Source organism: Streptomyces sp. NPDC054842 (genome assembly GCF_053611025.1).
This window is the reverse complement of the sequence record NZ_JBSGZN010000016.1, coordinates 47,533-73,640: the sequence shown is the minus strand read 5'-3', so window position 1 is coordinate 73,640 and position 26,108 is coordinate 47,533. Positions and strand designations below refer to the sequence as shown.

The following is a 26,108-nucleotide window of genomic DNA, read 5'->3' as shown; positions in this document are numbered from 1 at the left end:
CGGCGCCTTGCGGGCCCGGGGCCGGGCGGGCTGCGGGGCGCGTACCGCTGCGGAAGGGAACCTGAGTACGCGTACTCTGTCGGACCGCTTCCTTCCGGCGGAACCTCGTACGCATGACCGAGAAGCTGTTGAGCCCTCTGCGAACGCGCCCCTGGCCGGAACGCTGGCTGACGCGCGTGCTCGGCGCCGCCCTCTCCGGGACGGCGTACCTCCTGTGCCTGCCCTGGGATCTGCGCGACCGCCTCGAAATCCCGGGCGCCTTCGACGAGATCACCCCCGTGCCGGGCGCCGGCGTCCTGCTGCTCGCCGCGGCTCTGATCCTCCTGGCGGCCTACTTCGGCCACCGCGACGCCCTCGCCTGGCCCCTGCTGCTGGTCGCGGCACCTCCGGCGGCGCTCATGCACCTCTCCCTGCGCACGCACCCGAGCCCGCCGGACGGGCTCGCGCACGCGTGGCCGCTGGTGTGGGCGTTCCACACGCTCCTGATCGCCACCGTCGTCCTCGTGGCGACGGCGGTGGCCCGGCAGTTCAGGGAGAACCCGGAACCGCAGGACGACGAGGCGGTGTTCGCTCACGCGTGTGACGCGTGACGCGTGACGCGTGGCTTCGACGGGCGAGGCGTGAGGCGTGCGGCGTGAGGCGCATCGGATGGCTCACTGACCGTAGAAGTACGCGGAGCCCTTCTCGATGAAGTGCGAGGCGTAGACGCGGCCGAGGGCGGGCTTGCCGCGGTAGGTGCCGACGTACTGGCGGGCGCTGTCGACCACGACGGGCCGTGTCATGACGGCGAACTTCAGGCGCTGCTGCTGCTCCGCCCAGTGCACGGCCGCCGGGTCAACCCGTTCGCTCACCAGCACGGGGAACGCGCCGATCCCGTTCTGCAGGCCGACGGGCAGGCCGCCCTTGTTGTCCTTGGCGTACTTCATCACCTGGTCGGTGAAGCCGGAGATGGCCTCGACGGATATCTGCGGTACGGCCGCGGCCACGGTGAAGAGGTGCAGCCGCGTCGCCGCCCAGCGCATCCGGAAGTCCGCCCGGCGCCCGACGAGCACGGGCACTCCGGCCCAGTCCTCCCACCGGGTGCTGCATCCGTCGGCCGTCAGCCGCTGTTCCAACGAGGCCAGGTAGGCCTGCGACGCCGGCTGTCCCGGCTGTCCCTGCTGTGCGTGCATGACCGGGATCCTATGCGCCGGTCGTGGACCCCGGTCGGACGATCATCAGAACGGTGACGGTGGCCCAGAGAAGGTTGAAGACACCCGTGAACATGGCGAGCCGGACCATCGCCGCCCGGTCGCCCGTACCCTCCAGGACCGCGCTCTGCCGGGGCAGGACCAGCGCGGCCAGGACCACGGCGGCGGCCGCCGTCAGCGCGATGGAGACGATCAGCCAGGTGTCCCCGAGGACGCCCATGCTGCTCGCGGTGGCGAACCCGAACACGGGCACGACGACGCCGACGGTGGCGTACACCCGGCAGATCCGGTGCAGCAGCCGCGTGGTCGCGAGGGCCCGCACGTCAGTCGGCGCGTCCAGCACCTTGCGCGCGGCGGGCGGAAAGAGGCTCGCGGCGACGGTGACGGGCCCGACGGCAACGATGGCGGCGATGACGTGAACGGCGAGGAGGAACTTGGTCACCCGGCGACGGTAGGGGCCGCACCGGATCTTGGAGAAGTGGCGATAGTGCCGAGGAACAACGGATTCTCGCCACTGGTGCAGGGCCGGGGCCTGCGGTGTCCGGCTGGCGGTATCGCGGGATACCGCTGGGGTGGCGGTTCTCCGTGGGGCGCGGGGAGTTGGGGCGCAGGCGGGGGTTGACCGCGCTGAGGGGGTTCGCTGCGGCCAGGGCTTGGCGGCGGCGGTCAAGGGCTGGCGGGTCCGCTGTGGTCAGGGCATGGCGGCAGTCAACGGCTGGCAGCAGTCAGCGTTGGCAGTGATCCGGCGTGGGGTGGGCTGTGATGTGGCGTGGGGTGGGCCGTCATGTGGCGTGGGGTGGGCAGTGATCCGGCGCAGGGTCGGCTGTAACTCGATTCAGAGTTGGCAGTAATCAGGGGCAGACCTACGCTCTCGCCATGCACACCGTGGCTGTACTGGCGCTCGACCAGGTCATCCCGTTCGACCTCTCGGCCCCGATCGACACATTCGGGTGGGCCCGGCTGCCGGACGGGCGGGAGGCGTACCGGGTCCGGGTCTGCGCGGTGGCCGAGGAGGTGAGCGCGGGCCCGTTCGCGGTGCGGGCCCCGTACGGCCTGGACGCGCTGGCGGAGGCCGACACGATCGTCCTGCCGGGGGTGGCGGACCCGAGCGCTCCGCTGCCTCCGGGGGTGGCGGAGGCGCTGCGCGCGGCGGCGGCGAACGGCACGCGGATCGCGTCGATCTGCGTCGGCGCCTTCGTCTTCGCGGCCACCGGGCTCCTGGACGGACTGCGCGCCACTACGCACTGGGTCGCGGCGGCCGACCTGGCGGCCAGGTACCCCGCGGTCACGGTCGACCCGAACGTCCTCTACGTCGACAACGGCCAGTTCCTCACCTCGGCGGGCGCGGCCGCGGCGATCGACATGTGCCTGCACATGATCCGCCGGGACCACGGCTCGGCGGTGGCGGCGCACGCGGCGCGGATGTCCGTGGTCCCGCTCGAACGGGAGGGCGGGCAGGCGCAGTTCATCGTCCACGCCCGGCCCCCGGCACCCGCCGGCAGCACGATGGAGCCGCTGCTGCACTGGCTGGAGGAGAACGCGGGCCGGGACCTGACCCTGGAGGACATCGCCGCCCGGGCGGGCACGAGCACGCGCACGCTCAACCGCCGCTTCCGGGAGCAGACGGGGACGACGCCGCTGCAGTGGCTGCACCGGGCGCGGGTCCGCCGCGCCCAGTACCTCCTGGAGACGACCACCTACCCGGTCGAACGCATCGCGACCCAGGCGGGCTTCGGCTCTCCGACGGCGTTCCGGGACCGCTTCAGACGCGTCGTGGGTACGAGCCCGCACGCCTACCGGCGGGCGTTCCGGGGAGCACCGGAAACGGCCGCGCCGGCGTGACCCCGACTCGGACCGCCGGCCCGACACGGCGACTCGGGCCGTAGGGCGGGGGACGCTGACCGGGGTCGTACGGCGGCGTGCGGCGGCTCGGGCCGTACGGCGGCCCCGGGGTTAGCGCCCGGACGGGGTCGTACGGCGGCTGGGCGGCCGGCGCTCGGGCCGCCGCCGGTATGGCGACTCGGCGACGAGTGCCCCGTCCGATCGGCGAGGAGTGCCTCGTCCGACCCCATGGGCCGGGTGTCAGGCGTGTCGGTCGGCGAGGGCCCAGGAGGCGAGCGCCACGGCTCCGGCGACGCCGAACACGGCGGGCCAGGCGCCGACCTTCTTGGCGAGGGGGTGGGACCCGGCGAAGGCGGCGACGTAGGCGGCACCCAGCAACCCGGCGGCCGTGCCACCCGCCTGCTGCTGCCACTGCCGTCCGGCGGCGGCACCGGCGGCGGCCAGCACGACCCCGCCCAGCTGCCGCTTCCCGGTCCACCGGGCGACGCCGTACCCGCCGACGATCCCCCCGGCGGCCACCACCGCGGCCGGAACCTTCGCCATCGCTGCCTCCCAGTGCTGCCGACTCGGTCGATCGCCATCGAGGCTAACGCGCCCACCCGACCGCCCGACGACCGCCTCACCAGGCATGGGGGGCCGTCCCACCCGGGGGCCTGCCCCGCGCTCAGTGAGCTGTCCCTACAGTCGGCCCATGACGAGAAGGACCACCCCGCCCCGCCCGCTGGATGTCGAGGCACTTTTCCCGGAGCTGGCGGCGTACCGCGGGACGACGACCCGGCTGCACCCGAGGGCGGGCATCCCCGACGCGTCCATGAGCTCGGTGGGCGGCCCGCTGCTGTGGCCGGCGGACGAACCGTGGCCCGTCTGCACGGAACCGCACGGGCGCAGCCGGGGCAGGCGCCCGGCGGACATCCACGAGGAGCGCCGGATTCTGACCGAGGCTTGGGCTCGCGACCGGGATGCGGGGCCGACGGAGGAGGAACGCCGGCGGCTGACGGAGTTGAGTAGTGAGCACCGTGTCGCGGACCTCGCGGACACCACTCCGGTGCCGATGATCGGCCTCGCCCAGCTCTACCGGCGGGACCTCGCCGACCTGCGGCCGGGACCGGACGGCTGCGACCTGCTCCAGGTCCTCTGGTGCCCGTTCGACCGGCACGGTGCGACCGGCTACGGCGTGTCGCTGAACCTGCGGTGGCGCCGCTCACGAGAGGTGACGGGCCCCCTGCTCACGCCCCCGCGACCGGAGGTCGTCGGCTACGCGGGGTACGTCCCGGAGCCCTGCGTACTGCACCCGGAACAGGTGACGACCTACCCCTTCGCGGGCCTGCTGCCGGAGGAGCTGTGTGCCCGGATCGACGCGTGGGAGGAGGCTCTGGAGGAGGAGGCCGAGGAGGCCGAGGAAAGGGCGGCCGAGGAGGAACAGAAACGGTCGTGGGATGCGGAGGAGGAGTACGAGGCGTGGGCGAAAGCACGCGCGGCGGTGGCTCCGCCCGAGCCGCCCCGGTACCAGTACGACCTCTCCATCCCACCCGGCTGGCGGGTCGGCGGCTTCGCGTCCTGGCACCTCACGGACCCGATGCCCATGAACTGCCACACCTGCGCGACCCCGATGGACCTGCTGCTCACGATCGACAGCTCGGAATGGGACGGCGGAAGCGGCAGCTGGAAACCCCTGGAAGAACAGGCCCTCCCCACCCACAGAACCGCCACCCCCACGGAGGTCACAGTGGGCCGCTGGGGCGAACTGAACATCTTCACCTGCCCAACAGACCCGACACACGAGCATCGTTGGAGCATTCAGTAGCACCTATGCCTCGTGAGGCTTCACAGATCAGTGCTGCTGGCCAGTTGCCGCCGCCCCATCCTGATGAGGGCGCCCACAGATTGCGGCACGCACAGGTCACCGGCATGGCGTGGCGACATCACCCAGTAGGTGCCCGGTGGTTCGCGACGGTCGATGCGTGGCACGCCCAGATAGACGCCCGGTCCCAAGCAGGCAGCAAGTTCGTCGGGAGCCCATGCGAGATCTGGGTCTCTCGGGATTAGGGCGTAGTACGTCACGCCACTGACGCGACGGTCGTGAACGACGGGGCCCGGGAGCAGGTCCCTGACTCGTTCCGCGACATAGAGCGGGTCGTCGGATTCGACGGCAGCATGGACGATGTCCGCATGCATCCTCACGGCGGCGAGACGCCTGCCGAGCGGTACCAGGGCGACCCCCATCGTCGCCCACTCCGTCCACACCTGCTCCGGTGTCGGGTGCTCTTGGGTGAGCCACTCGGCAATGGTTCTCTCCGTCGTCCGTTGTGTGTCCACGGCGTACTTCCCGTCGTCAATGTGACCGTTGTGAGCCCAGCATGTACGGACAGCGCGTCACCTTCGAGGGCTTGGAGGGGTCTCCAAGAGGACGTGTGAAGGGCCTATTTGACACTTGGGAGTGATTGGGTGCCGCGTAGAGGACCTTTTGTGGGACAGTCGACCCAGTCTCTCTGAGGAGGTATCCATGCCTCGTCCCACGGGCAACGTCCGCCTGAAGGCCGCTCGCGTGGCTGCCGGATACAACTCGCAGCAGGACCTGGCCGATGCTCTGACCCGCACCGCCGGGAAGATCGGCGTCCGCGGTCTGTCCATCGGCGTGCGTCAGGTCAGGCGCTGGGAGTCCGAGAGCCCTCCCTGGCCGCAGCCGGACTGCCAGCGAGTTTTGGTCCACTTGCTGGGGCAGCCCATGGAATCGCTCGGCTTCACCCCTCCCTGGGGTTCGGATGAGGCGCAACCTGCCCGTGCGCACGCTTCTTCGGCCGGTGCACCAACGTTGTCCAACCTCGCCGCCGTACCGGGCAGAGAGGCCGCACCGAAGCAACCGGCCACGGTTGGTGCGGACTTCGACTCCGTGACCCGATCACACCGCCGGCTGTATTGGTCGGTAGCTCCCGCGGTGCTGCACCCCGCTGTAATCGCGCACGCCGCCCTGGGATGTGCACTGCTGTCGGAGACGGCGGGCACCGTCCGGCGCGCGGTTGCTGCGTCGCTTGCGGAGTCGTACCTGTTGGCTGGGCGGATCGAGTTCTTTGACCTCCGGGAGCCGGCTGGAGCGAGTGACACACTTCTCCTGGCCCTTCAAGCCGCAGGAGAGGCCGACGATCCATTGCTCGGCGCGGCAGTCATCGCGCACATGGCCTTCATTCCGGGCTGGGCGGGTGACCGAGACGCCGCGCTTGAGCGGATGGTGGCAGCCCGTACCTATGCCCGCCGTGCCTCCGCCTCGGCGGAGTTCCTGGCGTGGCTCGATGCGGTTGAAGCCGAATGCGAGACCAGGTGCGGGAACACGCGTACCGCGCTGCACTTGATCGGCCACGCGGACGACGTACTGAACGTGGGCAATATGCACGCGTCGCCGCTCTGGATGGATTGGTTCTCGCCGACTCGCCTGGCCGCGTTCAAGGGGAATACACAGTTGATGGCCGGCCATCTACCCCAGGCGCGCGAGACGCTTCTCCAGGTTCTGGACGAGCTTCCTGCTGCTGAGGACAAGCAGCGCACGGTCGTGTTCGGTGACCTGGCCGCCGTGGAAGCCGCGTCCGGGAACCTGGATGCAGCATGTGAGTACGCCTCCCGTGCCCTCGATCAACTGGCTCTAACTTGGTATGCGACCGGCATGGACCGCGTACGGGAAGTCAGGCGCGCTCTCACGCCGCATCAGCACGAGCATTGCGTTCGTGAGCTCGACGATCGGCTCTACGGCTGGTCGACGACGGTCAGCGCGTTGAGTCGTTGAAGTCGGAGATCAACCCCGAGAGCTCGAGAAGATCGAGGACGCGGAAGGTGGGTGACTCGACGGCATAAGCCTGTTCCCACTGAATCGTGGCCCACGGCCCCCGGCGCACGAGCGCCGTGCGCATTCCGGCTTCTGCAGCGGGGCGAATGTCGTTATCGCAGCGGTCTCCGACGTAGAGGATCTCGTCAGGCGCAAACGGCACAACTGCCGCCACCCGCTTGAAGAACTCGGGGTCCGGCTTCGCGGCACCCCAGTCGTCGGAGGTGCCGATGAGATCTACGTCCTCGGAGAACAGAGAGCGCAGGATCCGCCCTGCGCGCACGGTCTGGTTACCAGCGATCCCGAGCCAGAGCCCGTCGGTGCGAAGCTGTGTGAGAGCAGGGCGGACGTCCTCGTACAGGTCGTCCTCGCCGAAGGTCTCGGGCTGCCCGGCTGCGGCCCGCTTCTCGCGCTCCTCGTACAAGTCGAAGCCGGGCCGGAACTCCTGGAACGTCTCGCGGTAGTCACGTCCCTGAGCGATCACTGCTCCGAACATCGCATGGAAGGTGTGCCGGGGCACACCCAGCCAGTCGGCCCAAGTCCCGTACTCCCGGGTCTCGTCCACGAGGCATTCACCCACGTCAAAGACCACTGCGCGAATCATGGGAGCAGGTTAGCGGCGTTGTGTCGTTCCCCGCCATGTGGTTGTCGCCTCGCTCGAAGCGCGGCACAACACGTTGGCGGCGCGTAAGTCATCCCGGAGTGATGGCCGAGTAGGTCCAGACGTCGGCCGGCAGATCGTGCTGCAGGCGCCAGGTGATGGCCATGGGGTTGTTGCCCGTGTGCTCCACATAGGTTGCGGGCCCCAAGAGCATCCACGGTTGAGACTTTCCTATGTCGGTGGTCTTGTAGCGGCGCATGAACAGCAGTATGTGGCTGCCCTGCTGAACGTGGTGCTGATAACGCAGACCGGTTCGGGACGTATCAGCAATCGCCTTCTGTGACTCCCAGTGGAGGAGAGTGGGGCTTAGTGCGTAGTCCTTGTATCGGATCGTGGGAGAGAAGTCCTTCTCGTTCTTCTCCAGAGTGATCAACAGAGCGTCCGTCTTGAGCTCCTCGACCCACTGGACCCCCTGAGCGAAGGACCGAGGCATCTGACCGCCGAAGCGTGCAACACCAAGAGCGGCCAAGATCTCTGATCGGTTATAGGAGCTGTGGACTCTGAGGGGGATGTTCTGGTGTGGTGTTGAAAGTGGGATGGGAAAGTGGTCGGTACGCTTCGTCACGTACGACAGCACTTGCTCAAGCTCGTCGCGAAAGACCCGCTGACTCCGCAGTGAATCCAGGCCCTCGGCGAAGCTGGTGAAGCCACCGGCGTTGTCCCAAAGGTTGAAGAAGAGCATGTGGGCATACGTTTGCTCGGTGCGGTCGAGTGATCCGTATGAGGGAGCGTCGTCCGCGATGAGGCGAAGGTAGGCCTGTGCGCGATCCGGGTCATCAACATGCAAGAACGCATGCACGCGCTTCAGTAGCTCCGCTTCCCCCTCCGGAGCAGCTTCATTCAACAGGCCCGACTTACGAAGGATCGTCGCCCACGAGTTTCCACTCTTGTAGATTTCCTTGATCTCTCGTCGGCTCTCACGGAGGAAATCAGAAAGGTGAGGAGTGGCGTAGTCCCTCACTTCCTTCGCCAGCGTCTTGACCGTCGCGCCCAGTTGAGTACGGATGTTACCAAGTACGAGGTCCTTGGACTTGCCCTCCAAGATAATTTGACATCCGGAAGGAAGCTGAGGGAAGTCGCGCTCGATGTGCTCGACGAGCCGGTTGCGGGAGAGGTTCGTCATGGCCCGGAATTGCTCCTCGAAGCGGAACTCCACCCGATGCTGCCCGATGAAGTCCAACACTGTGAGGACCGGCTTCTTTTCTGTGCGACGCAGACCTCGACCGAGCTGCTGAAGAAAGACAGTGGCACTGTTCGTGGGGCGCAGCAGCAGCAGCGTGTCTACGTCGGGAATGTCCAGTCCCTCGTTGAAGAGGTCAACCGAGAAAATCACTTGCAGCTTGCCGCTGCGTAGTTCGGCAAGTGTCTGTGCCCGCACGCTGCTAGGGGAGTCACTGTCGAGAGCGGCGGCCTGGAAGCCAGCCCTCCGGAAGAAGTCGGCCATAAAGTGGGCGTGAGCTTTGGTGACGCAGAATCCTAGGGCACGCATCGATCCGGGCTGAGAGACCTTGTCCCGGATTTGCTTGACCACGATTCTTGCACGGGCGTCGTTTCCCGTGAAGAGATTGCCCAACTCGCGGTCCGCGTAAGCGCCTTGTTTCCATTCAAGACCTGTGAAGTCGGTGCCATCCGGAATGCCGAAGTAATGAAAGGGGCAAAGCAGGTCGTTTTCCAGGGCCTCCCAAAGCCGCATCTCGGCGGCAATGCGTCCTTCGAAAAACTCGTCCTGTACATTGAGCCCGTCCATTCGTTCGGGCGTGGCTGTAAGGCCAAGCAGTTGCTGCGGTTGAAAATGGCTAATGACGCGACGATAGGTGGCGGAAGTGGCGTGATGAAACTCATCGATCACGATGATGTCGAAGTGATCGGGTGTCAGCGTCTCAAGGCGCTGGATGTTCAAAGACTGAACACTGGCAAACACGTGCTGCCACTGCTGCGGATCCTGACCGCCGTGGAGAAGCTCACCGAACGACGCGTCATCGAGAACTTCTCGATAGGTACGCAAGGACTGGTTGAGAATTTCCTTGCGGTGGGCTACGAACAGCAGGGTGGGGGTTCTGCCTTCATGCTTCTGACAGAGGGCCCGGTAGTCCAATGCGGCCATGACCGTCTTGCCGGTTCCAGTGGCAGCGACCAGGAGGTTGCGGCTATGGCCGTGGATTTCACGTTCCACGCGAAGTCGTTCAAGCATGTCCCGCTGGTGTGGGAACGGGTGCACCTCAAGGCCCGACAGGCTGATCTTCAAGTCACTGGTGCTGCCGGTGCCTCCTGCCTGTGCCAGGGCGCGGTCGAGTCGCTCTCCGTCGTCATCTGGATCGTACGACTCAAACGCGCTGTCATTCCAGTACGCGTCAAATGTCGCTTCGAACTTGTTGAGTACAGCGGGAGTCGCTACGGAGGAAAGGCGCACGTTCCACTCGAGGCCGTCGAGCAGTGCAGCCTTGGACAGGTTGGAACTTCCTACGTAGGCCGTGTCGAAGCCGCTTTTATGGCGGAAGAGCCAAGCTTTGGCGTGCAGGCGAGTGGAGCGAATTTCGTAGTTGACCTTCACCTCGGCGCCGAAGTCACGCACCAAGCGGTCGAGAGCGTGCCGATCGGTTGCGCCGATGTACGTGGTCGTTATGACCCTGATGGGGACACCTCGCGCTCTGGCCGCGCGGAGAGAATCTTCCAATACCCGAAGGCCGTACCACTTCACGAAGGCGCACAGCAGGTCAATGCGATCTGCCGTAGCGAGTTCAGCCCGTAGCTCGGCTCCGAGGCTCGGGTCCTCTGGCGAGTTCGTGATCAGCGCAGTCTCGGAGAGGGGCGTCAGAGGACGTATGGCGTAAACGCCTGGTGCTTCCTGTTCTGCCAGAGCGAGCAGCTGCCGTGGGCCCTCGGCGATCAGCTCGACGGCGTTGCTCGTGCCGAGTTTCAGCGGAGCGCCGGCATCGGAGGTGATCGATTCGATGATCCGGTTTGCGACCGCCACACGCTGGTCCTGTGGCACCTGGGCGAGCCGTCGCCCAATGGCGCGGCTCAGATGTCGGGCGATCACATGAGGGGAGGATTCCTCGCTGACGTCGCCGTCGATGGCTTTCCAACCTGCCGCGTCCAGTTCGTGCATCTGTGCTTGCATGCGTCGCGTGATGAGTTCCTCATAGACACCCGCGACTGGCTCCGACAGATCCCCTGGCTGAGTCACGCTGTTCCCCCACTGATCACTGATGCGGCTGTGCCCAGTTCTAGCAGGGGTGACTGACAGGCGGACGCTGATCGAGCTATCGCCTTAAGCAAGGGCAACAGAGCAGACCCCAGCCGTGGAGTCAGGCTGGGGCCGCAGCCAACTAACGGAGCTAAGAGGGCTGGGCAGGATACCTACGCCGCCCCGTGGCACCCCTCATAAGCCCCTCCCGACCCGCACCAGCACACATCCCCCCGCCCCGGTGGCCACGACACCGCCAGGCCCCTTGCCGCCAGGGTCGTCGCGTACTGGGGGAGGAGTGTCGTGTCCGTCGGGGACGAGGCCTCCGATGCCGCGAAGGCCTCGTAGGACGGGACCGTGCCCGTCACGATGCCCAGGTTCGGGGTGCCCGAGGCCGCCAGTTCGCGCAGGGACGCCTCTATCGTCGCGAGGTGCTCCCCGTGCGAGGGGTACTCCGAGGACAGCGACGGGTACGCCGCCAGCAGCTCCGTCAGCTCGTCGGCCGGCCAGTGCAGCACCGCCACCGGGAACGGCCGGGAAAGGGCCTCGCGCGCCGTCGTGAGCTCCGACTGGAGGCGGGCGATCTCCGCTTGGAGCTCGGCCGGGTTGTCCGAACCGAGGGACCACACACGCTTCGGGTCGTGCAGCTCGTCCAGGGACACCGGCGCCGTGTGCAGCGTGTCCGCCAGGGCGTCCCACTCGTCGTGGTCCGCGCCCAGCATCCGCCGCACCCGGTGGCGCCCGAACAGCAGCGGATGCGTGGAGTACGGGGGTTCCGACACGCCCGCCAGCAGCAGGCGCGCCCCCTCCGTGAACGTCTCGTGCGCCGCTTCCAGCTCGTCGTGCGACTCCAGGGCCTCGGCCACGATCACCCAGGCCGCCGGGTCCCGCGGGGACGACGCGCGGACTCCGTCGATGATCGCCCGCGCCTCCGCCTCGTGGCCGTACTCCCACAGGTTCGCCGCCTTCAGGGCGCGTACCAGCTGCGGGTTCTCCAAGGGCTCGGAGGACGACAGCAGACGGTCGTACAGCGCGGTGGCGCTCGGTCGGTCACCGGACAGTTCGAGGTGGGCCGCGGCCTGTACGAGCAGGTGTTCGGCGTCCTCGGGGTACAGGCCGGCGGTTCGCTCCAGGCGGGCCGCTTCGGCGTTGTGGTCGACGTTCTCGGCTGGCGTGTCGGGGCGCATGGGGGACACCGTACTGCCGTGGACCGACAAATGAGAGAGATCCGCAGGCCACAGCCTCGACCGAGGGACCGACGGGCCGGGGACCGACGGACAGGGGACCGGGGGCCGGGGGACCGGGCCCGCCGCGCGGCAGCGGCGGAGGCGGTCGTCACCCGTTCGCACACGTCACGCAGGTCGCGCAGTTCGTTCAGTGCAGCCCGGTTCGTGCCATTCCTCACGCATGTCATGCCCGTCGGTCAGCGCCCTCGTGGACGCCCCGAGCGAGCCCGTCCCCGCCCGCCCGCAGGTCAGATCACCAGCTCCGCGAGTCGCCTCCACCTCCCTGAGTGAGAGTTCCGCGAGTCGCCCCCCCCACCTCCCTGATCACCAGCCACGGCAGCCACACCCGCCCCGCCCTCCGAGCAAGCGCGCCCGCCCGCGCCATCTTCACCCGCACCAACCCCGCTTCCCCGCTGGTGACTTGACGCCCCGCCCCCTATCGTGCGGGCCCGGCGAAGGAGGCGTACGCATGCGTGGTTCCGGGGTCGTGCATCACGGCGTGCGGCGGCGGCGTGCGCTTGGGCGGCGGGTGCTGTGGGGGGTGGGCGAGGTCCTCGTCACCGTCGGCGTGGTGCTCCTGCTGCTGGTAGTGCACCAGGTGTGGTGGACCAACCGGCAGGCCCGGGAGGGCGCCGAGCGGCGGGTCGAGGCGCTGGAGCGGGAGTGGGACCGGCCGGAGGCGGGCGCCACACCGGTCCCGGGAGCCGACGCGGACGCGGGCACCCAGGGCGCCGGGGCCGGGGACGGAGACCGTACGGCACCCGCCGCCCGTCCGGGCGCGCGTACGGGCACCGCGGGCCGCACCGCCGGTGAACCGCCCCGCCGGTCCCAGGCCTACGCCGTCCTCACCGTCCCGCGGCTCTCCCTGCGCGTGCCCGTCGCCGAGGGGGTCGGCAAGGCCGGCGTGCTCAACAGGGGCTACGCCGGCCACTACCCGGGCACGGCGCAGCCCGGCCGGCCGGGGAACTTCGCGCTCGCCGGGCACCGCAACACCCACGGCGAGCCCTTCCGGCACCTCGACCGGCTCCGGCGCGGGGACACGGTCCAGGTGGAGACCCGTACGGCCACGTACGTGTACGCCGTCGACCGGACGCTTCCGCGGACCTCCGCGCGCGACGGCGGGGTCCTGGCCCCCGTCCCGCGCAGCTCGGTCCGGCCTGCCTACGGGTACGGCGAGCCCGGGTACTACCTCACGCTCACCACCTGCACCCCGGAGTACACCTCGAAGTACCGCCTGGTGGTGTGGGGCAGGCTGCGCTCCGTGCGGCCCCGGTAGGAACAAGGCCGGGCAGGGCACCGCGGCTAAGGTCGTCTCCCGTGAACGCACGTCCCGAGAGCGCGGGCCCGGCGCCGGCCCACCCCGTCGGAGCGCGACTGCACCGGCTCTGGCTCCTGACCCCCTTCGTGCTCTACCTCGGTGCCCTGCCGCTGGTGAACCGGGTCGATCCGGTGATCCTCGGGCTGCCCTTCCTCGTCGTGTGGCTGCTCGGGGCGACCGTCCTCACGCCGTGCGCGGTGTGGCTCACCTGGCGGGGCGACCGGCGACTGGCCGAGCGGCGCGGGAGCGGGCGGTCATGAGCGATTCGGCCGTCGCCACCGCCGTCTTCGGCGTCTTCATGGTGGCCACCGTCGCCCTGGGCCTGCTCGCCGTGCGCGACCGCGGCGGAGGGCAGGGCGGGCTCGCCGAGTGGTCGGTGGGCGGGCGGAGCCTCGGGGCCGTGTTCATCTGGGTGCTCATGGCGGGGGAGTCGTACACCAGCTTCAGCTATCTGGGCGCCGCCGGCTGGGGCTACAACTACGGGGCCCCGGTCCTCTACGTCGTCGCGTACATGTCCTGCGGGTACGCGGTGGGATACCTGGTCGGTCCCATGCTCCACGCGTACGCCCGGCGCCACGGCCTGGTCGGCATCACCGACATCGTGGCCCACCGGTACGGGCGGCCCTGGGCCGGCGCGCTGATCGCGGTCCTCGCCACCGTCTGCCTGCTCCCCTACATCCAGCTCCAGATCACGGGCATGGGCGTCGTCGTCTCGACCATCTCGTACGGCGCGATCGGCCTGAACTGGGGCTACTTCGTGGCGTTCGCCGTCACCACCGGCTTCGTCGTGGTCAGCGGGCTGCGCGGCAGCGCGTGGGTGTCCGTGCTCAAGGACGTCCTGGTCATCGCGACCCTCGCCTTCCTCGTCGTCCACGTGCCGCTGCACTACTTCGACGGGTACGGCGACTTCCTGGACCGGCTCGTCGAGCAGAAGCGCGACTGGCTGACGCTGCCCGGACACGGCGGCGGCGAGAGCGGCCTCGGCACCCCGTGGTTCATCACGACCTCGCTCCTCAACGCCCTGACCGTCGTCATCTTCCCGACCACCGTGGCCGGTTACCTGGGCGCCCGGGACGGCGACGCCCTGCGCCGCAACGCGATCTGGCTGCCCGCGTACAACGTGCTGCTGTTCGTGCCGATGCTGCTCGGGACGGCCGCGCTGTTCGTGGTCCCCGGACTGACGGGCGCGGACTCGAACCTCGCGCTGTTCCGGATGGTCGTCGACTCGCTGCCGGCCTGGGCGGTCGGGATCGTCGGCGTCGCGGCGGCCCTGTCCTCCATCGTCCCGATGGCGGTGTTCATGCTGGTCATCGGCACCATGTGGGGCCGCAGCGTGCTGTCGTTCGTCCCCCGCTGGCGGGCCCGGCAGGCCCAGAAGCGCGCCGCCCAGACCGTCGTCGTGATCGCGGGCACGATCGCGCTGATCATGACGTACGCGGCCCCCAACACCCTGGTGCGCCTGTCGCTCATCTCGTACGAGGGGATGGCGCAGCTCGTGCCGATGCTGCTGCTCGGGCTGGTCTGGCGGCGGTTCACGCTCACGGCGGCGCTGAGCGGGCTCGCCGCCGGGGGCGCCCTGGTGTGCTGGCTGGTCTTCAGCGGCCGGGACCCGGTGTCCGGCGTGAACGCGGGGATCGTCGCCCTGGCCGCCAACCTGGTCGTCGCCCTCGCCGTGGCGTACGCCGGTGGCGGCACCCCGGGCGACGGGCGCCCCGACCACGAGGTGCTCGCCGTCGGCCTCGCGGACGAGCCTCTCGATCATGAGACACCCCCGCACCGAACCCCTGCCCCCTGACGGACGCCGGCGACGGGCGCCACGGAGGCGAAGGCGAGCCGCAGCCCGCAGGCCGCTACGGGACCCACTCCCGCGTGCCGCTACGGAACCCGCTCCCGCAGGCCGCTACGGGACCCACTCCCGCAGGCCGCTACGGGACCCACTCCCGCAGGCCGCTACGGGACCCACTCCCGCAGGCCGCTACGGAACCCGCTCCCGCGGGTTGTGCCCGGGCACCCGCATCCCGCGGGCCGCCCCCTCACCCGATCCTGTATAACGGCAGGACGACCACGTGGACGAGAGGGGGAGCCGCCGATGCTGCGGAACTGGGCGACCGTGCGGCCCGCCGCCGCGCTGCTCCTGCTCGTCGTCGAGGTCGCGCTGCTCGACACGGGCAGCCTCTCCGCCGTCGTGGCCTTCGCCGCCACCGCGGCCGCCGGCTCCGCGCTCGCCGCCTGCGCCGTCGTCGCCGCCCGCAGCGTTCCGGCCGTCCCGCGCACCCGCGTACGGACGGCGATCCGCGACCGCGAGCAGCGCACCGCGTTCCTGCCCCAGCGCGATCCCGACGCGTCCGGACGCACCCGCCCCCGGGCGCCGGGGTGTGCCCTCCCGGCGGCCGCCGCGTAGGGACGCGCACCTCTCTCTCCTCACCGTCGCGAACCCCGCGCGGGCCGTCATGCCGATCTGCTCACTTCCGGCACGACGAGACCCCCGGAGGGCTCACCCATGTCCGCTCTCATGTCCGTATTCGCGAGCCTGGTCGAACGGTTCGCCGATCTGCTCCAGCCGCTGTTCCACGCGTCCGCCGCGGCCGCCGCCATCGTCCTGTTCACCGCACTCGTACGTCTCCTGGTGCACCCCCTGTCCAGGGCGTCGGCGCGCGGGCAGCGGGCGCGCGCCCGGCTCCAGCCGCAGGTCGCCGCGCTGCGCGAGAAGCACGGCTCGAACCACGAGAAGTTCCAGAAGGCGCTGCTCGCCCTGCACGCCGAGGAGAAGGTGTCGCCGCTCTCCGGCTGCCTGCCGAGCCTCTTCCAGATGCCGGCTTTCTTCCTCCTGTACCACCTGTTCTCCAGCACGACGATCGGCGGCGAGGCCAACGCGCTGCTCGGGCACCGGCTCTTCGACGCCCCGCTCGGCGGCCGCTGGTCGGACGCGCTCGGGCACGGCGGAGTGTTCGGGAGTGAGGGGCTCGTCTACCTCGGGCTGTTCGCGGTCGTGGCCGTGGTCGCGACCTTCAACTTCCTGCGGACGCGCCGGACGATGGCGGCGGCGCCCGCCCCGGCGCAGGGCGGGCAGCAGGTCCCCGGTCTCGGCGCGGTGAACAGGATCGTGCCGTTCATGTCGTTCTTCACGCTGTTCACGGTGGCCGTGGTGCCGCTGGCCGCCGCGCTGTACGTGGTGACGAGCACGACGTGGAGCGCGGTGGAGCGGGCTGTCCTCTACCGCGACATGCCGGGCACGGCACCATCGGCCGCAGCCCTGGCCTAGCGGCCCCGCACCATCGTTGGTGCCCGCCCCAGCCCAACGGCCCCGTCATCGTTGGTGCCCGCCCCAGCCCAACGGCTCCCGGACCGCCGGCGCCCGCCCCCGCCGAGCGGGCCCGGCACCGCCGCCGCCAACTCTGCCCAGCGACCCGGCCGGGCGAAAGAGGAGCCGGCCCGCGCACTTCGGCAGGCTCCGCCGGGCCCGCCCGCGCGCCCGGCAGACCCCGCCTGCCGAGATGATCCGCTGCGCGGGCGCCGACCGGATCGGCCGCGCGCCCGCGATCCGCTGCCGGTCCAGTCCGTGAACGGGGTATTGCGGACTGGACGCCCACCTTGGAGGATCGACCAGTCCTCCGATGGCTGCACCCATCGGTCGGGCTGCCGCGATCGAGGGAGATTGTGATCATGAAGCTGCTGCGAGTCGGTACGGCGGGGGCGGAGCGGCCGGCGCTGCTGGACGCCGGGGACACCCTGCGGGACCTGTCCGGGCTCGTCCCGGACATCGACGGAGCGCTGCTCGCCGACGACGGGGCGCTCGACCGGATCCGTACCGCCGCCGAGGCCGGGGAGCTGCCCGCGCTGGACGGGGCCGGACTGCGCGTCGGTCCGCCGGTGGCCCGGATCGGCAAGGTCGTGTGCATCGGGCTGAACTACCACGACCACGCGCGCGAGACCGGCGCCGAGCCGCCCGCCGAGCCGGTGATCTTCTTCAAGGCGGCGGACACGGTCGTCGGCCCGGACGACACGGTGCTCGTGCCGCGCGGCTCGGTGAAGACCGACTGGGAGGTGGAGCTGGCGGTCGTGATCGGCCGTACGGCCCGCTACCTGGAGTCGCACGAGGAGGCGCTCGCCCATGTCGCCGGGTACGCGGTGGCGCACGACGTCTCCGAGCGCGAGTTCCAGATCGAGCGCGGCGGCACCTGGGACAAGGGCAAGAACTGCGAGACGTTCAACCCGCTGGGCCCCTGGCTGGTGACCGCGGACGAGGTGCCCGACCCGCAGGCGCTGTCGCTGCGGCTCTGGGTGAACGGAGAGCTGAAGCAGGACGGCACGACGGCGGAGCAGATCTTCCCGGTCGCCGAAGTGGTGCGCTACGTCAGCCAGTTCATGACGCTCTACCCGGGCGACGTGATCAACACGGGTACGCCGGCGGGCGTCGCGCTCGGACAGCCCGAGCCGAAGCCGTTCCTGCGGGCCGGTGACGTGGTGGAGCTGGAGATCGAGAGCCTGGGGCGCCAGCGCCAGGAGCTCAAGGACGCGTGAGAGTACGAGGCCGGGTGCGCCCTCGGGGGAAAGGGGTGCCCCCGGCCTCGTACGTGTGCGGGCCCGCGTGACCGCGCCGGAGCGCGGTGCGCGGGCCGGGACCGGGTGCCGGCCGGACGACGGCGACCCGGCGGGAACCACGTCCTGCGGGGAAGCGTGACGCCCTGACCGCGCTGACCCGGCCACTGCGGGGCTCAGCCCTTGAAGTGCTCCAGGGCCTCGACGACCATCCGGTGGTCCTCGACCTGCGGCAGGCCGGACACGACCACCGTGCCGACGACGCCCGCGCCCTCGACGGTGATCGGGAACGCGCCGCCGTGCGCCGCGTACAGGTCGGGGTCCAGCCGCGAGGACTCCTCGAACGTGGTGCCCTTGGCGCGGAAGCGGGCGCCGACCAGGTACGAGGAGCAGCCGTAGCGCTCCACGACCCGGCGCTTGCGGTCGATCCAGGCGTCGTTGTCCGGGGTCGAGCCGGGCAGCGCTGCGTGGAACAGCTGCTGGCCGCCGCGGCGGATGTCGACGGCGACGGGCGCGCCGCGCTCCCGGGCCAGCTCGACCAGCAGGGAGCCGAGGGTCCAGGCGTCCTCGTACGTGAAGTGAGGGAGCGTCAGACGGCGCTCCTGCTCCTCCAGTTCGGGGATCGTGGGAGTGGCCGTCGGGGTGCTCACAGCGTCACCGTCCCGCCGTCGCGGGCGGAGCGTCGCGCCGCCTCCAGGACGTCGAGGGCGTCGGCCGCCTCGTACGCCGTGACCGGGTTCGGGCCGCCGTCGCGCAGGGCCGCGGCCACCGCCTGGTAGTACGCCGGGTACGCGCCCCGCAGCGTGGGCTCGGGACGGCCGCCGCCGGTCAGCGGGGACTCGCCCGCTCCGACGTGTCCCCACAGGGTCTCGGGCTCGATGCCCCATTCCGCCGTGCTGCCGGGGCGCCCGCCCTCGCGCAGGACCGCCTCCTGCGGGTCGAGGCCGTGCTTGACGTAGCCGGCCCGGGAGCCGAGGACGCGGAAGCGCGGGCCGAGTTGGGCGGTGGTCGCGGAGACGTAGAGGTGCGACCGGACGCCGTTCACGTGCGTGATCGCGAGGAAGGTGTCGTCGTCGGTCTCGGCGCCCGGGCGGCGCACGTCCGACTCGGCGTAGACCTGCGCGGCCGGGCCGAAGAGGGTCAGCGCCTGGTCGACGACGTGGCTGCCGAGGTCGTAGAGGAGACCTCCGATCTCTGCCGGGTCGCCGGACTCGCGCCAGCCGCCCTTGAGCTGCGGGCGCCAGCGCTCGAAACGCGACTCGAAGCGGTACACGTCGCCGAGTTCGCCTCCCTCCACGAGCTTGCGCAGGGTCAGGAAGTCGTTGTCCCAGCGGCGGTTCTGGAAGACCGACAGGAGCAGGCCGCGCTCGTCGGCGAGGGCGGCCAGCTCGCGCGCCTCGGCCGCCGTGCCCGCGACGGGCTTGTCGACGACGACCGGCAGGCCCGCCTTCAGGGCGGCGGTCGCGAGCGGGACGTGCGTCCTGTTCGGCGAGGCGATGACGATCAGGTCCAGCTCGCCGGCGCGCGCCCACAGGTCGTCGGGCGCGTCGGCGAACCGCAGACCGTCGCCGAACTCGCCCCGCGCCTGCTCCCGGCGCTCCGGGTTCGAGGTGACGACCGTGTCGAGGGCGAGGCCCTCGGTCGCGGCGATCAGCGGCGCGTGGAAGACGGAGCCCGCGAGGCCGTAGCCGATGAGGCCGACGCGGAGGGGGGTGCCGGGGCCGGATCCTGTGCCGGTGCTGGTGCCTGTCATGCCTCCACTTTCGCAACGCTGTTGCCAAAGTGCAAGCGCGAGGGACAATGGCGTACGTGAACAGGACCAGCGCGGAGTCGGAAGTGAACCGGTCGGGGGTGCGCGGGCGCGGTGCGGAGGCGGGGGTGAACCTGCTGGCGCTGCGCAGCCACAACGCCGCGCTGGTGCTCGACCTGCTGCGCGAGGCGGGCCCGGCGGGCATCAGCCGCCTCGAACTCGCCGAGCGGACCGGGCTCACCCCGCAGGCCGTCAGCAAGATCACCGCGCGGCTGCGGGCGGACGGCCTGGCGGCGGACGCGGGCCGGCGCGCGTCCACGGGCGGCAAACCGCGCACGGTGCTGCGCCTGGTCCCCGAGGCGGGCCACGCGGTCGGCCTGCACGTGGACCGGGACGAGCTGACGGCCGTCCTGAGCGACCTGACGGGCGCGGTGGTCGCCGAGCGGCGCTCCCCGCTGGACCTCGGATCGGGGGCGGAGGCGGTCGTCGCCGGGGCGGCCCGCGAGGTGGCCGCCCTGCTCGCGGGGGCGCCGGGCATCACCTCCGTGCTCGGCGCCGGGGTCGCGCTGCCGGGCCCGCTCGACCACACCCGGGGGGTGCTGCACCGGGTCACCGGCTTCCCGGAGTGGGACGGGTACCCGCTGCGGGAGGCACTGGCCGGGCGGCTCGGGGTGCCGGTGGTCGTCGACAAGGACACCAACGCGGCCGCGCTGAACCTCGCGGTGGGCGGCGCCGCCGGGTCCGGTCAGGCGTCCTTCGCCTACCTGCACCTCGGTACGGGACTCGGTGCGGGGCTGGTCCTCGGCGGGGTGGTGCACCGGGGGGCGCGTACCGGCGCGGGGGAGTTCGGGCACCAGGTCATCCAGCTCGGCGGGCCCCGGTGCGACTGCGGAAACCACGGCTGCATCGAGGTGCTGTGCCTCTCCGCGGTGGCACGCGGCGCCGTCGACGAAGCGGCACAGGTCCTCGGCGCGGGCGCCGCCAACCTGGCCGGGCTGCTCGACATCGACCTCGTGCTCCTCGGTGGCCGTACCGTCGCCGCCCACGAGGAGCACTTCGTACGGGGGGTCGGCGCCGTCCTCGACGAGCGTGCCCGGCGCGGGGGCCTCGACGCGGCGGTCCCGGTGCGCCCGGCGCCCGGGGGAGCCCGCGCGGTGGCCGAGGGCGCGGCGCAGCTCCTCCTCGCGCCCCTGTTCGGGCGCGCCGACGGCTGACGGTACGGCTGGGGCGTACAGCCGCCCGGGTCCGGACCTGGACGTGGACCCGGACCGCCCGGACTCGGAACCAGAACCGGAGCCGGAACCGGACCCGCGGCGGGAACGCCGACGCGGGCGGCGGCCGGTCCGACGGCGCGTGGACCCGGTCCGGAACCGCGGCGCGGACGCCGACGACGTGGCCGGCGACGGCCGGTCCGACGGGGCGCGGCCCTGAACGTCCCCGGCTCCCGACCCGTCCGCACGTCCCTCCGCCCCGCGCCCTACCGCCCCCTCCGCCCTACCGTCTCCAGCCCCCTACCGACCCCCGCGCAAAAGGCGGCGGGAGGCGAGCAGGAGTGTGCTGCCCGTGGTGAGCAGGAGGGCGCCGATCAGGAGCCAGGTGCCGCGCCAGGCGCCCGAGCCGGTGCTGGCCAGTTCCTCGGCGGCGGGCACATCGTCAGGGGCGTCCGACCCGGTGGTGGCCCCGGCGCTCGCGGCAGCCTCCGCGTCGGTCCCGGTACCCGGGGCGGAGGGTTCGGCGGACGGGGGCGGCGTGGTGGCCTTGGGGCCGGTGGTCTCCGTACCGCCGTCCTCGGGGGCGTCCGTACGGCCCTTCTCGGGTCTGTCGGGGCCGCCGGTGATGCGGAAGCGGTAGTCGTTCGACTGGCCCACCCAGTCGCCGTCGTCGCTGTGCCGGCGCACCAGCGCCGCGTTGGCCACGACGTCGTTCGGCGCCGCGGCGGCCGACGTGACGGTCAGTCGCACCTTCACGCTCAGGGTGCGCCCGGGCGCCACGGTGAAGCCGGGGAACCCCCCGAAGACGCCGACGAGTTCGTCGTCGTCCGTCCGCACGAGGGAGACGGGGTGCGCCCGCGTCCCCTCGAAGAACTCCAGCCGCACCTCGGACGGCCGCAGCCGGCGTTCCGCGTCGACCAGGATCACGACGGGGTGGAGGTTCCCGCAGGGGTGGGCGGTCTTGTTGGTGAGGTCGATGGACCACGTTCCCTCGGCGCCCCCGGTCTCGTAGACGTCGGGGCCGCCGTGGATGCGGGTCGTCAGGGGGAAGGCACGGGCGTCGGGCTCGGCGCAGGAGGGGCGGCGGTCGGCGCCGGGCACCGGTGCGGGGGCGCCGACGCCGGCGGCGGCCGGGACGGGACCGCAGCAGAGGACGGCCGTGGCGGCAACGGTGAGGGGCAGGGACGTACACAGTCGCATGAACATATGACCTGCCATGGGTGCCGGACCTCCGCTGCCGCCACGCCCACCACGCCCCGGACGGGCTCCGAGGTCCCCTCGATCGGCGGAGCCCGACGCCGCCCATCGAGCCCGATATCGCGATCGACCGGAACCACCGAACTGAGGTTCGTGACCGGCGGCCCCCGGCCCACTGCTGATCGCTAGGCTGAGGGCGACGCAGCACCGCGTACGGCAGGAGAACGGCATGGCAGACCGCAAGCCCATCGAATCCTGGCTCACCGACATGGACGGTGTGCTCATCCACGAGGGCGTGCCGATCCCCGGCGCCGACGCCTTCATCAGGAAGCTGCGGGATTCCGGCCGGCCGTTCCTGGTGCTGACCAACAACTCGATCTACACCGCCCGTGACCTGCACGCCCGGCTCCAGCGCATGGGCCTGGACGTGCCGGTCGAGAACATCTGGACGTCCGCGCTCGCCACCGCCAAGTTCCTGGAGGACCAGCGGCCCGGCGGCACGGCGTACGTCATCGGCGAGGCCGGGCTGACCACCGCGCTGCACGACATCGGGTACGTGCTGACCGACCACGAGCCGGACTACGTGGTGCTGGGCGAGACCCGGACGTACTCCTTCGAGGCGATGACGAAGGCGGTCCGGCTGATCAACGGCGGCGCCCGCTTCATCTGCACCAACCCCGACGAGACGGGCCCGTCGACGGAGGGCCCGCTGCCCGCCACCGGAGCGGTCGCCGCGCTCATCACCAAGGCGACCGGCAAGCAGCCGTACTTCGCCGGCAAGCCGAACCCGCTGATGATGCGGACCGGCCTGAACGCCATCGGGGCTCACTCCGAGAGCAGCGCGATGATCGGCGACCGGATGGACACGGACGTCCTCGCCGGACTGGAGGCCGGGATGGAGACGTTCCTGGTGCTCACCGGGCTGACCACGCCCGCCGAGATCGAGCGGTACCCCTACCGCCCGTCCAAGGTCGTGGACTCGATCGCGGACCTGGTCGACCGCGTCTGAGCCGCGTTCCATGCGTGGGGCGGCGGAAATCCGCCCGAACGGAGCAGTGGGCGGCCTCCCCGGGATGCGGCCGGCGTCCCAGGAGAGGAGTCTCCAGGTGTCTGGAGGTTCACGATGGGTTCTTTGCGACTCACTCTCTGTGCCGGTGCGGCGCTCGCCGCCGCCCTCACTCCCGCGGCCCACGCGGCCGACGCGGCCGTCTCCGTCACCCCCTCGCCCCCGGCCCCCGGCGGTGACATCACGCTGCGGGCGACCGGTTGCGAGGCCAGGACGGCCACCGCGAAGTCCCCGGCGTTCGTCGCGGACGCCCGGCTCACGGGCCGGGACGGCGCGCTCGTCGGTGAGACGCGTGTGCGCTCCTCGCTGCGGCCCGGCACCTACCCCGTCAGGGTCACCTGCGACGGCGTCGACGACAAGGTCAAGGGCACGCTGACCGTCGCCCGCGCCGACGGGGCGAGCCCTCCGGCGTCGGACCGGCCGCACCGCCCGGCGGACCGGCCCGAGCGGCCCGAGTCGGCCGTCCCGGCCTCGCCGGTCGCCCCAGTCCAGGCGGGCGGCGGCGGCACGGCCCACTTCGCGTCCGTCGACACCCGCTCCACCGGCCCCGGCACCCGGCAGGCCGTCACCGGCTTGGTCCTCGCGGGCGCCGCCGCCATCGCCGTCGCGGTCCGCAGCGCCCGCCGGAGCCGCGCCGGCGACTAAGGCCTGTCGTCTGGATCATGCCGGCGTCGCGGGGTCTGGCACGCACATCTGCGGCGTTGTCGTCGGTCGCCGAAGCTCCGCTTCGACTCCCTCCTCCGCCTTGCAGCTGCACGCACCAGACCCCGCTCGGGTCGGCCAAGACGAACCGTTCGTCAAAGGCCGGCCTGATCCAGACGACAGACCCTAGCCCTCTCGTCGGCACCTTGCGGCCGGCATCGCGAGGTCCGGCGGACCATCCGGTCCGCCGGTCGGGGCCGAGCCGCCCCGCCGGTCGCATCCGGACCGAACCGCTCGACAGGCTCAGGGAGTTCACATGTCCGACCGGGAGCGTTCCTCGGGTGCCGGGCGTCTGACGACGTGCGCCGCCTGGGCGGTGCTGCTGCTCGGGCTGTGGCTCTGGGGCCGCGAGGTGACCGACGTACGGCAGGGGATCGCGACGCCGACCACGGGCGACGTGGCCGCGGTCGGCCGCCCCTGGGGAGGCGTCGAACTGCCGCCCGCGCACCCGCCGTTGGGGCAGGCTCGGCCGCTGCGCGTGGACGTGCCCGCCCTGCGGATCCAGGCGCCGGTGGTCGCCCGCGGCCTGGACGGGCAAGGAGCGATCCAGCCACCGCCGTACGACCGGCCGGGCGTGGTCGGCTGGTACGCGGCCGGCGCGCGACCCGGGGCGGCCGGAACCGCCCTGTTCGTCGGCCACGTCGACACCGAGACCCGCCCCGCCGTCTTCTACAGGCTCAGCTCGGCACGGCCCGGCGACAAGGTCCGGGTGGTCCGCGACGACGGCGGGGTCGCCGAGTTCACGGTCGACGACGTCCAGGTCGTCCCCCGCGAGCGCTTCGACGCCCGGCAGGCCTACGGGGCACGGAAGCCGGGGCGGGCGGAGCTGCGGCTGGTGACCTGCGGCGGCTCCTTCGACCGGGCCAGCCGCTCGTACACGGCGAACGTGGTCGTGTCGGCGTACCTCACCGGTACCCGCGCGTGAACCCGCCCGGCCCGGCCGGCGACGTGCTCCCCCCGGAGCCGCCGGCCGGGCTGGTCCTCGACCGCGCGCGCTCGGGCTGCGGGAGTAACCCGGCGACCGGCGCGGGAGGTTCTGGGAGCCGTCCTGACCTCACGGTGCTGCGACCGGCCGGGGGCTGGGGCCGTTTGAGGAAACTCTAGAACGGATGAGCGCTCCGGCCTAGAGGGGATTTGACGCCAGGTCCGGCCGTGGTGGCTGTGTGTGACCGCCGCAGGTGGCGGCGGGGCCGTCCGGCATGCGGAGCGTTCCGTCCCGGCGGCCGGACGGGTGCGCTGCGACAGTCCCCCGAAAGGAAGCGGTGACCATGTGACGACCCGCCGCCTATGTCAGGATTGGTGCTTCGGACGGGCACCTAGGGGGAGTTGCATGTACGGCAGCACGGGGGCGGTCTCCTCATTCGCCTCCAGGGCGGCACGGTTGTCCGTGGCGGCGGGGACGGCGCTGGTGCTCGCGGGGTGCTCCTCCTCCGGTGGGGGCGGCGAGGAGGGCGGGTCCGGCCCCGGGATCGCCCAGCGGCCGAAGGACTCGAACCCCTTCTGGGTGAACCCGCACGGCAACGCGGCCGAGCAGGCCGCCAGGTACGAGAAGGCGGGCAGGAAGGACGAGGCCCGGCAGATCCGCAAGATCGCCGAGCAGCCCACCGCCGAGTGGATCGGCCCGGAGAACCCGGAGCGGGAGGCACGCGGCTTCACGGTCGCCGCGCGGAAGGCCGACCGCACGGCGCTGCTCGTCCTCTACAACATCCCGCACCGCGACTGCGGCCAGTTCTCCCGCGGCGGCGCCGCGGACGGCGACGCCTACCGGACGTGGGTCGAGGGCGTGGCCCGGGGCATCGGGGACCGGCCCGCCACGGTGATCCTGGAGCCGGACGCGCTCCTGCACCTGGTCGACCGGTGCACCCCGCAGGAGTTCCACGAGGAGCGCTACGACCTGCTGGCCGGCGCCGTCACGGAGCTGAAGGCCCTCAAGAACACGAAGGTCTACGTGGACGCGGGCAACGCGGGCTGGGGCCGACCCGACGAGATCTTCGGACCGCTGCGGCGCGTGGGCGTCGACCGGGCCGACGGCTTCGCCGTCAACGTCTCCAACTTCTACTCGACGAAGGACTCCCTCGCCTACGGCCGGAAGCTGTCCGCGAAGGTGGGCGGCAAGCACTTCGTCATCGACACCAGCCGCAACGGCAACGGGCCGTACACGGGCGGCGAGGCGGACGAGAACTGGTGCAACCCGCCGGGGCGTGCGCTCGGGGAGCCGCCGACCACGAAGACCGGCGATCCGCTCGTCGACGCCTACCTGTGGGTCAAGCGGCCCGGGGAGTCGGACGGCACCTGCAAGGGCGGCCCGGAGGCCGGGCGTTGGTGGCCCTCGTACGCGCTGAAGCTGGCGCAGGCCACCGGCTGACCCCGGCGCGGGACCGAGCGGGGCCGCCCACCCGACCCGT

25 protein-coding genes are annotated in these 26,108 nt (G+C 71.3%); 15 read left to right on the top strand and 10 right to left on the bottom strand.

Features of this window, described 5'->3' with window-relative positions; translation table 11 throughout:
- Positions 1-113: 113 nt before the first annotated feature.
- Entirely contained in the window at positions 114-590 is a 477-nt protein-coding gene (locus ACWGIS_RS15300) for a hypothetical protein (RefSeq protein WP_453362887.1), read from the top strand.
- A 63-nt stretch (positions 591-653) separates the two neighbouring features.
- Here the strand turns inward: ACWGIS_RS15300 and ACWGIS_RS15295 are convergent, their stop codons facing one another.
- Positions 654-1,172 carry a levansucrase gene (locus tag ACWGIS_RS15295; protein WP_453362886.1) on the bottom strand — a complete coding sequence of 173 codons (519 nt, stop codon included), beginning with the start codon at positions 1,170-1,172 and terminating at the stop codon, positions 654-656.
- Positions 1,173-1,182: 10 nt separating this feature from the next.
- Positions 1,183-1,632: a hypothetical protein gene (locus ACWGIS_RS15290; protein ID WP_453362885.1), complete on the bottom strand. Its 450-nt coding sequence runs from the start codon at positions 1,630-1,632 to the stop codon at positions 1,183-1,185.
- 434 nt (positions 1,633-2,066) lie between these two features.
- Here ACWGIS_RS15290 and ACWGIS_RS15285 point away from each other — a divergent pair, with 434 nt between their 5' ends.
- Complete coding sequence (locus ACWGIS_RS15285) at positions 2,067-3,032, top strand: GlxA family transcriptional regulator (protein WP_453362884.1); 966 nt, start codon at positions 2,067-2,069, stop codon at positions 3,030-3,032.
- A 240-nt stretch (positions 3,033-3,272) separates the two neighbouring features.
- Here the strand turns inward: ACWGIS_RS15285 and ACWGIS_RS15280 are convergent, their stop codons facing one another.
- The gene (locus ACWGIS_RS15280) at positions 3,273-3,575 is read right to left on the bottom strand and encodes a hypothetical protein (protein ID WP_453362883.1); all 303 of its coding nucleotides are present in this window, start codon (positions 3,573-3,575) and stop codon (positions 3,273-3,275) included.
- 148 nt (positions 3,576-3,723) lie between these two features.
- Between ACWGIS_RS15280 and ACWGIS_RS15275 the strand changes: the two genes are divergently transcribed.
- Positions 3,724-4,836 (top strand): hypothetical protein, encoded by a 1,113-nt coding sequence (locus ACWGIS_RS15275; protein ID WP_453362882.1) that lies wholly within the window; start codon positions 3,724-3,726, stop codon positions 4,834-4,836.
- Between the two features lie 20 nt (positions 4,837-4,856).
- On the opposite strand, the gene ACWGIS_RS15270 is transcribed toward ACWGIS_RS15275, so the two are convergent.
- Entirely contained in the window at positions 4,857-5,348 is a 492-nt protein-coding gene (locus ACWGIS_RS15270; protein ID WP_453362881.1) for a hypothetical protein, read from the bottom strand.
- A 187-nt stretch (positions 5,349-5,535) separates the two neighbouring features.
- On the opposite strand from ACWGIS_RS15270, the gene ACWGIS_RS15265 reads away from it, so the two are divergent.
- Positions 5,536-6,807 (top strand): transcriptional regulator, encoded by a 1,272-nt coding sequence (locus ACWGIS_RS15265; protein WP_453362880.1) that lies wholly within the window; start codon positions 5,536-5,538, stop codon positions 6,805-6,807.
- On the opposite strand, the gene ACWGIS_RS15260 is transcribed toward ACWGIS_RS15265, so the two are convergent.
- From ACWGIS_RS15260 to ACWGIS_RS15250, 3 genes are all read right to left on the bottom strand, one after another.
- Positions 6,788-7,450: an HAD family hydrolase gene (locus tag ACWGIS_RS15260; protein WP_453362879.1), complete on the bottom strand. Its 663-nt coding sequence runs from the start codon at positions 7,448-7,450 to the stop codon at positions 6,788-6,790. The genes ACWGIS_RS15265 and ACWGIS_RS15260 overlap by 20 nt on opposite strands.
- A gap of 88 nt (positions 7,451-7,538) precedes the next feature.
- Complete coding sequence (locus ACWGIS_RS15255; protein ID WP_453362878.1) at positions 7,539-10,628, bottom strand: DUF3427 domain-containing protein; 3,090 nt, start codon at positions 10,626-10,628, stop codon at positions 7,539-7,541.
- Between the two features lie 239 nt (positions 10,629-10,867).
- Positions 10,868-11,881 (bottom strand): hypothetical protein, encoded by a 1,014-nt coding sequence (locus tag ACWGIS_RS15250; protein WP_453362877.1) that lies wholly within the window; start codon positions 11,879-11,881, stop codon positions 10,868-10,870.
- 508 nt (positions 11,882-12,389) lie between these two features.
- Here ACWGIS_RS15250 and ACWGIS_RS15245 point away from each other — a divergent pair.
- From ACWGIS_RS15245 to ACWGIS_RS15220, 6 genes are all read left to right on the top strand, one after another.
- Positions 12,390-13,196 carry a class E sortase gene (locus ACWGIS_RS15245; protein WP_453362876.1) on the top strand — a complete coding sequence of 269 codons (807 nt, stop codon included), beginning with the start codon at positions 12,390-12,392 and terminating at the stop codon, positions 13,194-13,196.
- A 98-nt stretch (positions 13,197-13,294) separates the two neighbouring features.
- Positions 13,295-13,498 (top strand): DUF3311 domain-containing protein, encoded by a 204-nt coding sequence (locus ACWGIS_RS15240; RefSeq protein ID WP_453362960.1) that lies wholly within the window; start codon positions 13,295-13,297, stop codon positions 13,496-13,498.
- Positions 13,495-15,033: a sodium:solute symporter family protein gene (locus tag ACWGIS_RS15235; protein ID WP_453362875.1), complete on the top strand. Its 1,539-nt coding sequence runs from the start codon at positions 13,495-13,497 to the stop codon at positions 15,031-15,033. Before ACWGIS_RS15240 ends, ACWGIS_RS15235 begins: the two co-directional genes overlap by 4 nt.
- Before the next feature lie 294 nt (positions 15,034-15,327).
- The gene (locus ACWGIS_RS15230; RefSeq protein WP_453362874.1) at positions 15,328-15,639 is read left to right on the top strand and encodes a DUF6412 domain-containing protein; all 312 of its coding nucleotides are present in this window, start codon (positions 15,328-15,330) and stop codon (positions 15,637-15,639) included.
- A gap of 99 nt (positions 15,640-15,738) precedes the next feature.
- Positions 15,739-16,500: a YidC/Oxa1 family membrane protein insertase gene (locus tag ACWGIS_RS15225; protein WP_453362873.1), complete on the top strand. Its 762-nt coding sequence runs from the start codon at positions 15,739-15,741 to the stop codon at positions 16,498-16,500.
- 401 nt (positions 16,501-16,901) lie between these two features.
- Positions 16,902-17,759, top strand: coding sequence for a fumarylacetoacetate hydrolase family protein (locus tag ACWGIS_RS15220; RefSeq protein ID WP_453362872.1), 858 nt, complete (start codon positions 16,902-16,904; stop codon positions 17,757-17,759).
- Positions 17,760-17,953: 194 nt separating this feature from the next.
- Here ACWGIS_RS15220 and ACWGIS_RS15215 read toward each other — a convergent pair whose 3' ends face one another.
- Complete coding sequence (locus ACWGIS_RS15215) at positions 17,954-18,427, bottom strand: heme-degrading domain-containing protein (RefSeq protein WP_453362871.1); 474 nt, start codon at positions 18,425-18,427, stop codon at positions 17,954-17,956.
- Complete coding sequence (locus tag ACWGIS_RS15210) at positions 18,424-19,530, bottom strand: Gfo/Idh/MocA family oxidoreductase (protein ID WP_453362870.1); 1,107 nt, start codon at positions 19,528-19,530, stop codon at positions 18,424-18,426. The genes ACWGIS_RS15215 and ACWGIS_RS15210 overlap by 4 nt, the downstream gene beginning before the upstream one ends.
- A 47-nt stretch (positions 19,531-19,577) precedes the next feature.
- Here ACWGIS_RS15210 and ACWGIS_RS15205 point away from each other — a divergent pair, with 47 nt between their 5' ends.
- On the top strand, positions 19,578-20,741 hold the full coding sequence (locus tag ACWGIS_RS15205; protein ID WP_453362869.1) for an ROK family transcriptional regulator: 1,164 nt from the start codon (positions 19,578-19,580) through the stop codon (positions 20,739-20,741).
- 297 nt (positions 20,742-21,038) lie between these two features.
- Here ACWGIS_RS15205 and ACWGIS_RS15200 read toward each other — a convergent pair whose 3' ends face one another.
- Entirely contained in the window at positions 21,039-21,938 is a 900-nt protein-coding gene (locus tag ACWGIS_RS15200; RefSeq protein WP_453362868.1) for a hypothetical protein, read from the bottom strand.
- Positions 21,939-22,164: 226 nt separating this feature from the next.
- On the opposite strand from ACWGIS_RS15200, the gene ACWGIS_RS15195 reads away from it, so the two are divergent.
- The 4 genes from ACWGIS_RS15195 (at position 22,165) to ACWGIS_RS15180 (ending at position 26,068) form a co-directional block, all read left to right on the top strand.
- Entirely contained in the window at positions 22,165-22,944 is a 780-nt protein-coding gene (locus ACWGIS_RS15195) for an HAD-IIA family hydrolase (RefSeq protein ID WP_453362867.1), read from the top strand.
- 114 nt (positions 22,945-23,058) lie between these two features.
- Entirely contained in the window at positions 23,059-23,646 is a 588-nt protein-coding gene (locus ACWGIS_RS15190; protein ID WP_453362866.1) for a hypothetical protein, read from the top strand.
- A gap of 313 nt (positions 23,647-23,959) precedes the next feature.
- Positions 23,960-24,628 (top strand): class F sortase, encoded by a 669-nt coding sequence (locus tag ACWGIS_RS15185; protein ID WP_453362865.1) that lies wholly within the window; start codon positions 23,960-23,962, stop codon positions 24,626-24,628.
- Positions 24,629-25,033: 405 nt separating this feature from the next.
- Positions 25,034-26,068, top strand: a complete 1,035-nt coding sequence (locus ACWGIS_RS15180) for a glycoside hydrolase family 6 protein (protein ID WP_453362864.1) — start codon at positions 25,034-25,036, stop codon at positions 26,066-26,068.
- Positions 26,069-26,108: the final 40 nt, after the last annotated feature.

Excerpts from the sequence above, each read along its gene's own strand:
- ACWGIS_RS15300 (WP_453362887.1), top strand. The coding sequence starts at position 114 with ATGACCGAGAAGCTGTTGAGCCCTCTGCGAACGCGCCCCTGGCCGGAA.
- ACWGIS_RS15295 (WP_453362886.1), bottom strand. The coding sequence starts at position 1,172 with ATGCACGCACAGCAGGGACAGCCGGGACAGCCGGCGTCGCAGGCCTAC.
- ACWGIS_RS15285 (WP_453362884.1), top strand. The coding sequence starts at position 2,067 with ATGCACACCGTGGCTGTACTGGCGCTCGACCAGGTCATCCCGTTCGAC.
- ACWGIS_RS15280 (WP_453362883.1), bottom strand. The coding sequence starts at position 3,575 with ATGGCGAAGGTTCCGGCCGCGGTGGTGGCCGCCGGGGGGATCGTCGGC.
- ACWGIS_RS15275 (WP_453362882.1), top strand. The coding sequence starts at position 3,724 with ATGACGAGAAGGACCACCCCGCCCCGCCCGCTGGATGTCGAGGCACTT.
- ACWGIS_RS15265 (WP_453362880.1), top strand. The coding sequence starts at position 5,536 with ATGCCTCGTCCCACGGGCAACGTCCGCCTGAAGGCCGCTCGCGTGGCT.
- ACWGIS_RS15260 (WP_453362879.1), bottom strand. The coding sequence starts at position 7,450 with ATGATTCGCGCAGTGGTCTTTGACGTGGGTGAATGCCTCGTGGACGAG.
- ACWGIS_RS15255 (WP_453362878.1), bottom strand. The coding sequence starts at position 10,628 with ATGCAAGCACAGATGCACGAACTGGACGCGGCAGGTTGGAAAGCCATC.
- ACWGIS_RS15250 (WP_453362877.1), bottom strand. The coding sequence starts at position 11,881 with ATGCGCCCCGACACGCCAGCCGAGAACGTCGACCACAACGCCGAAGCG.
- ACWGIS_RS15245 (WP_453362876.1), top strand. The coding sequence starts at position 12,390 with ATGCGTGGTTCCGGGGTCGTGCATCACGGCGTGCGGCGGCGGCGTGCG.
- ACWGIS_RS15235 (WP_453362875.1), top strand. The coding sequence starts at position 13,495 with ATGAGCGATTCGGCCGTCGCCACCGCCGTCTTCGGCGTCTTCATGGTG.
- ACWGIS_RS15230 (WP_453362874.1), top strand. The coding sequence starts at position 15,328 with ATGCTGCGGAACTGGGCGACCGTGCGGCCCGCCGCCGCGCTGCTCCTG.
- ACWGIS_RS15225 (WP_453362873.1), top strand. The coding sequence starts at position 15,739 with ATGTCCGCTCTCATGTCCGTATTCGCGAGCCTGGTCGAACGGTTCGCC.
- ACWGIS_RS15220 (WP_453362872.1), top strand. The coding sequence starts at position 16,902 with ATGAAGCTGCTGCGAGTCGGTACGGCGGGGGCGGAGCGGCCGGCGCTG.
- ACWGIS_RS15210 (WP_453362870.1), bottom strand. The coding sequence starts at position 19,530 with ATGACAGGCACCAGCACCGGCACAGGATCCGGCCCCGGCACCCCCCTC.
- ACWGIS_RS15205 (WP_453362869.1), top strand. The coding sequence starts at position 19,578 with ATGGCGTACGTGAACAGGACCAGCGCGGAGTCGGAAGTGAACCGGTCG.
- ACWGIS_RS15200 (WP_453362868.1), bottom strand. The coding sequence starts at position 21,938 with ATGCGACTGTGTACGTCCCTGCCCCTCACCGTTGCCGCCACGGCCGTC.
- ACWGIS_RS15195 (WP_453362867.1), top strand. The coding sequence starts at position 22,165 with ATGGCAGACCGCAAGCCCATCGAATCCTGGCTCACCGACATGGACGGT.
- ACWGIS_RS15190 (WP_453362866.1), top strand. The coding sequence starts at position 23,059 with ATGGGTTCTTTGCGACTCACTCTCTGTGCCGGTGCGGCGCTCGCCGCC.
- ACWGIS_RS15185 (WP_453362865.1), top strand. The coding sequence starts at position 23,960 with ATGTCCGACCGGGAGCGTTCCTCGGGTGCCGGGCGTCTGACGACGTGC.
- ACWGIS_RS15180 (WP_453362864.1), top strand. The coding sequence starts at position 25,034 with ATGTACGGCAGCACGGGGGCGGTCTCCTCATTCGCCTCCAGGGCGGCA.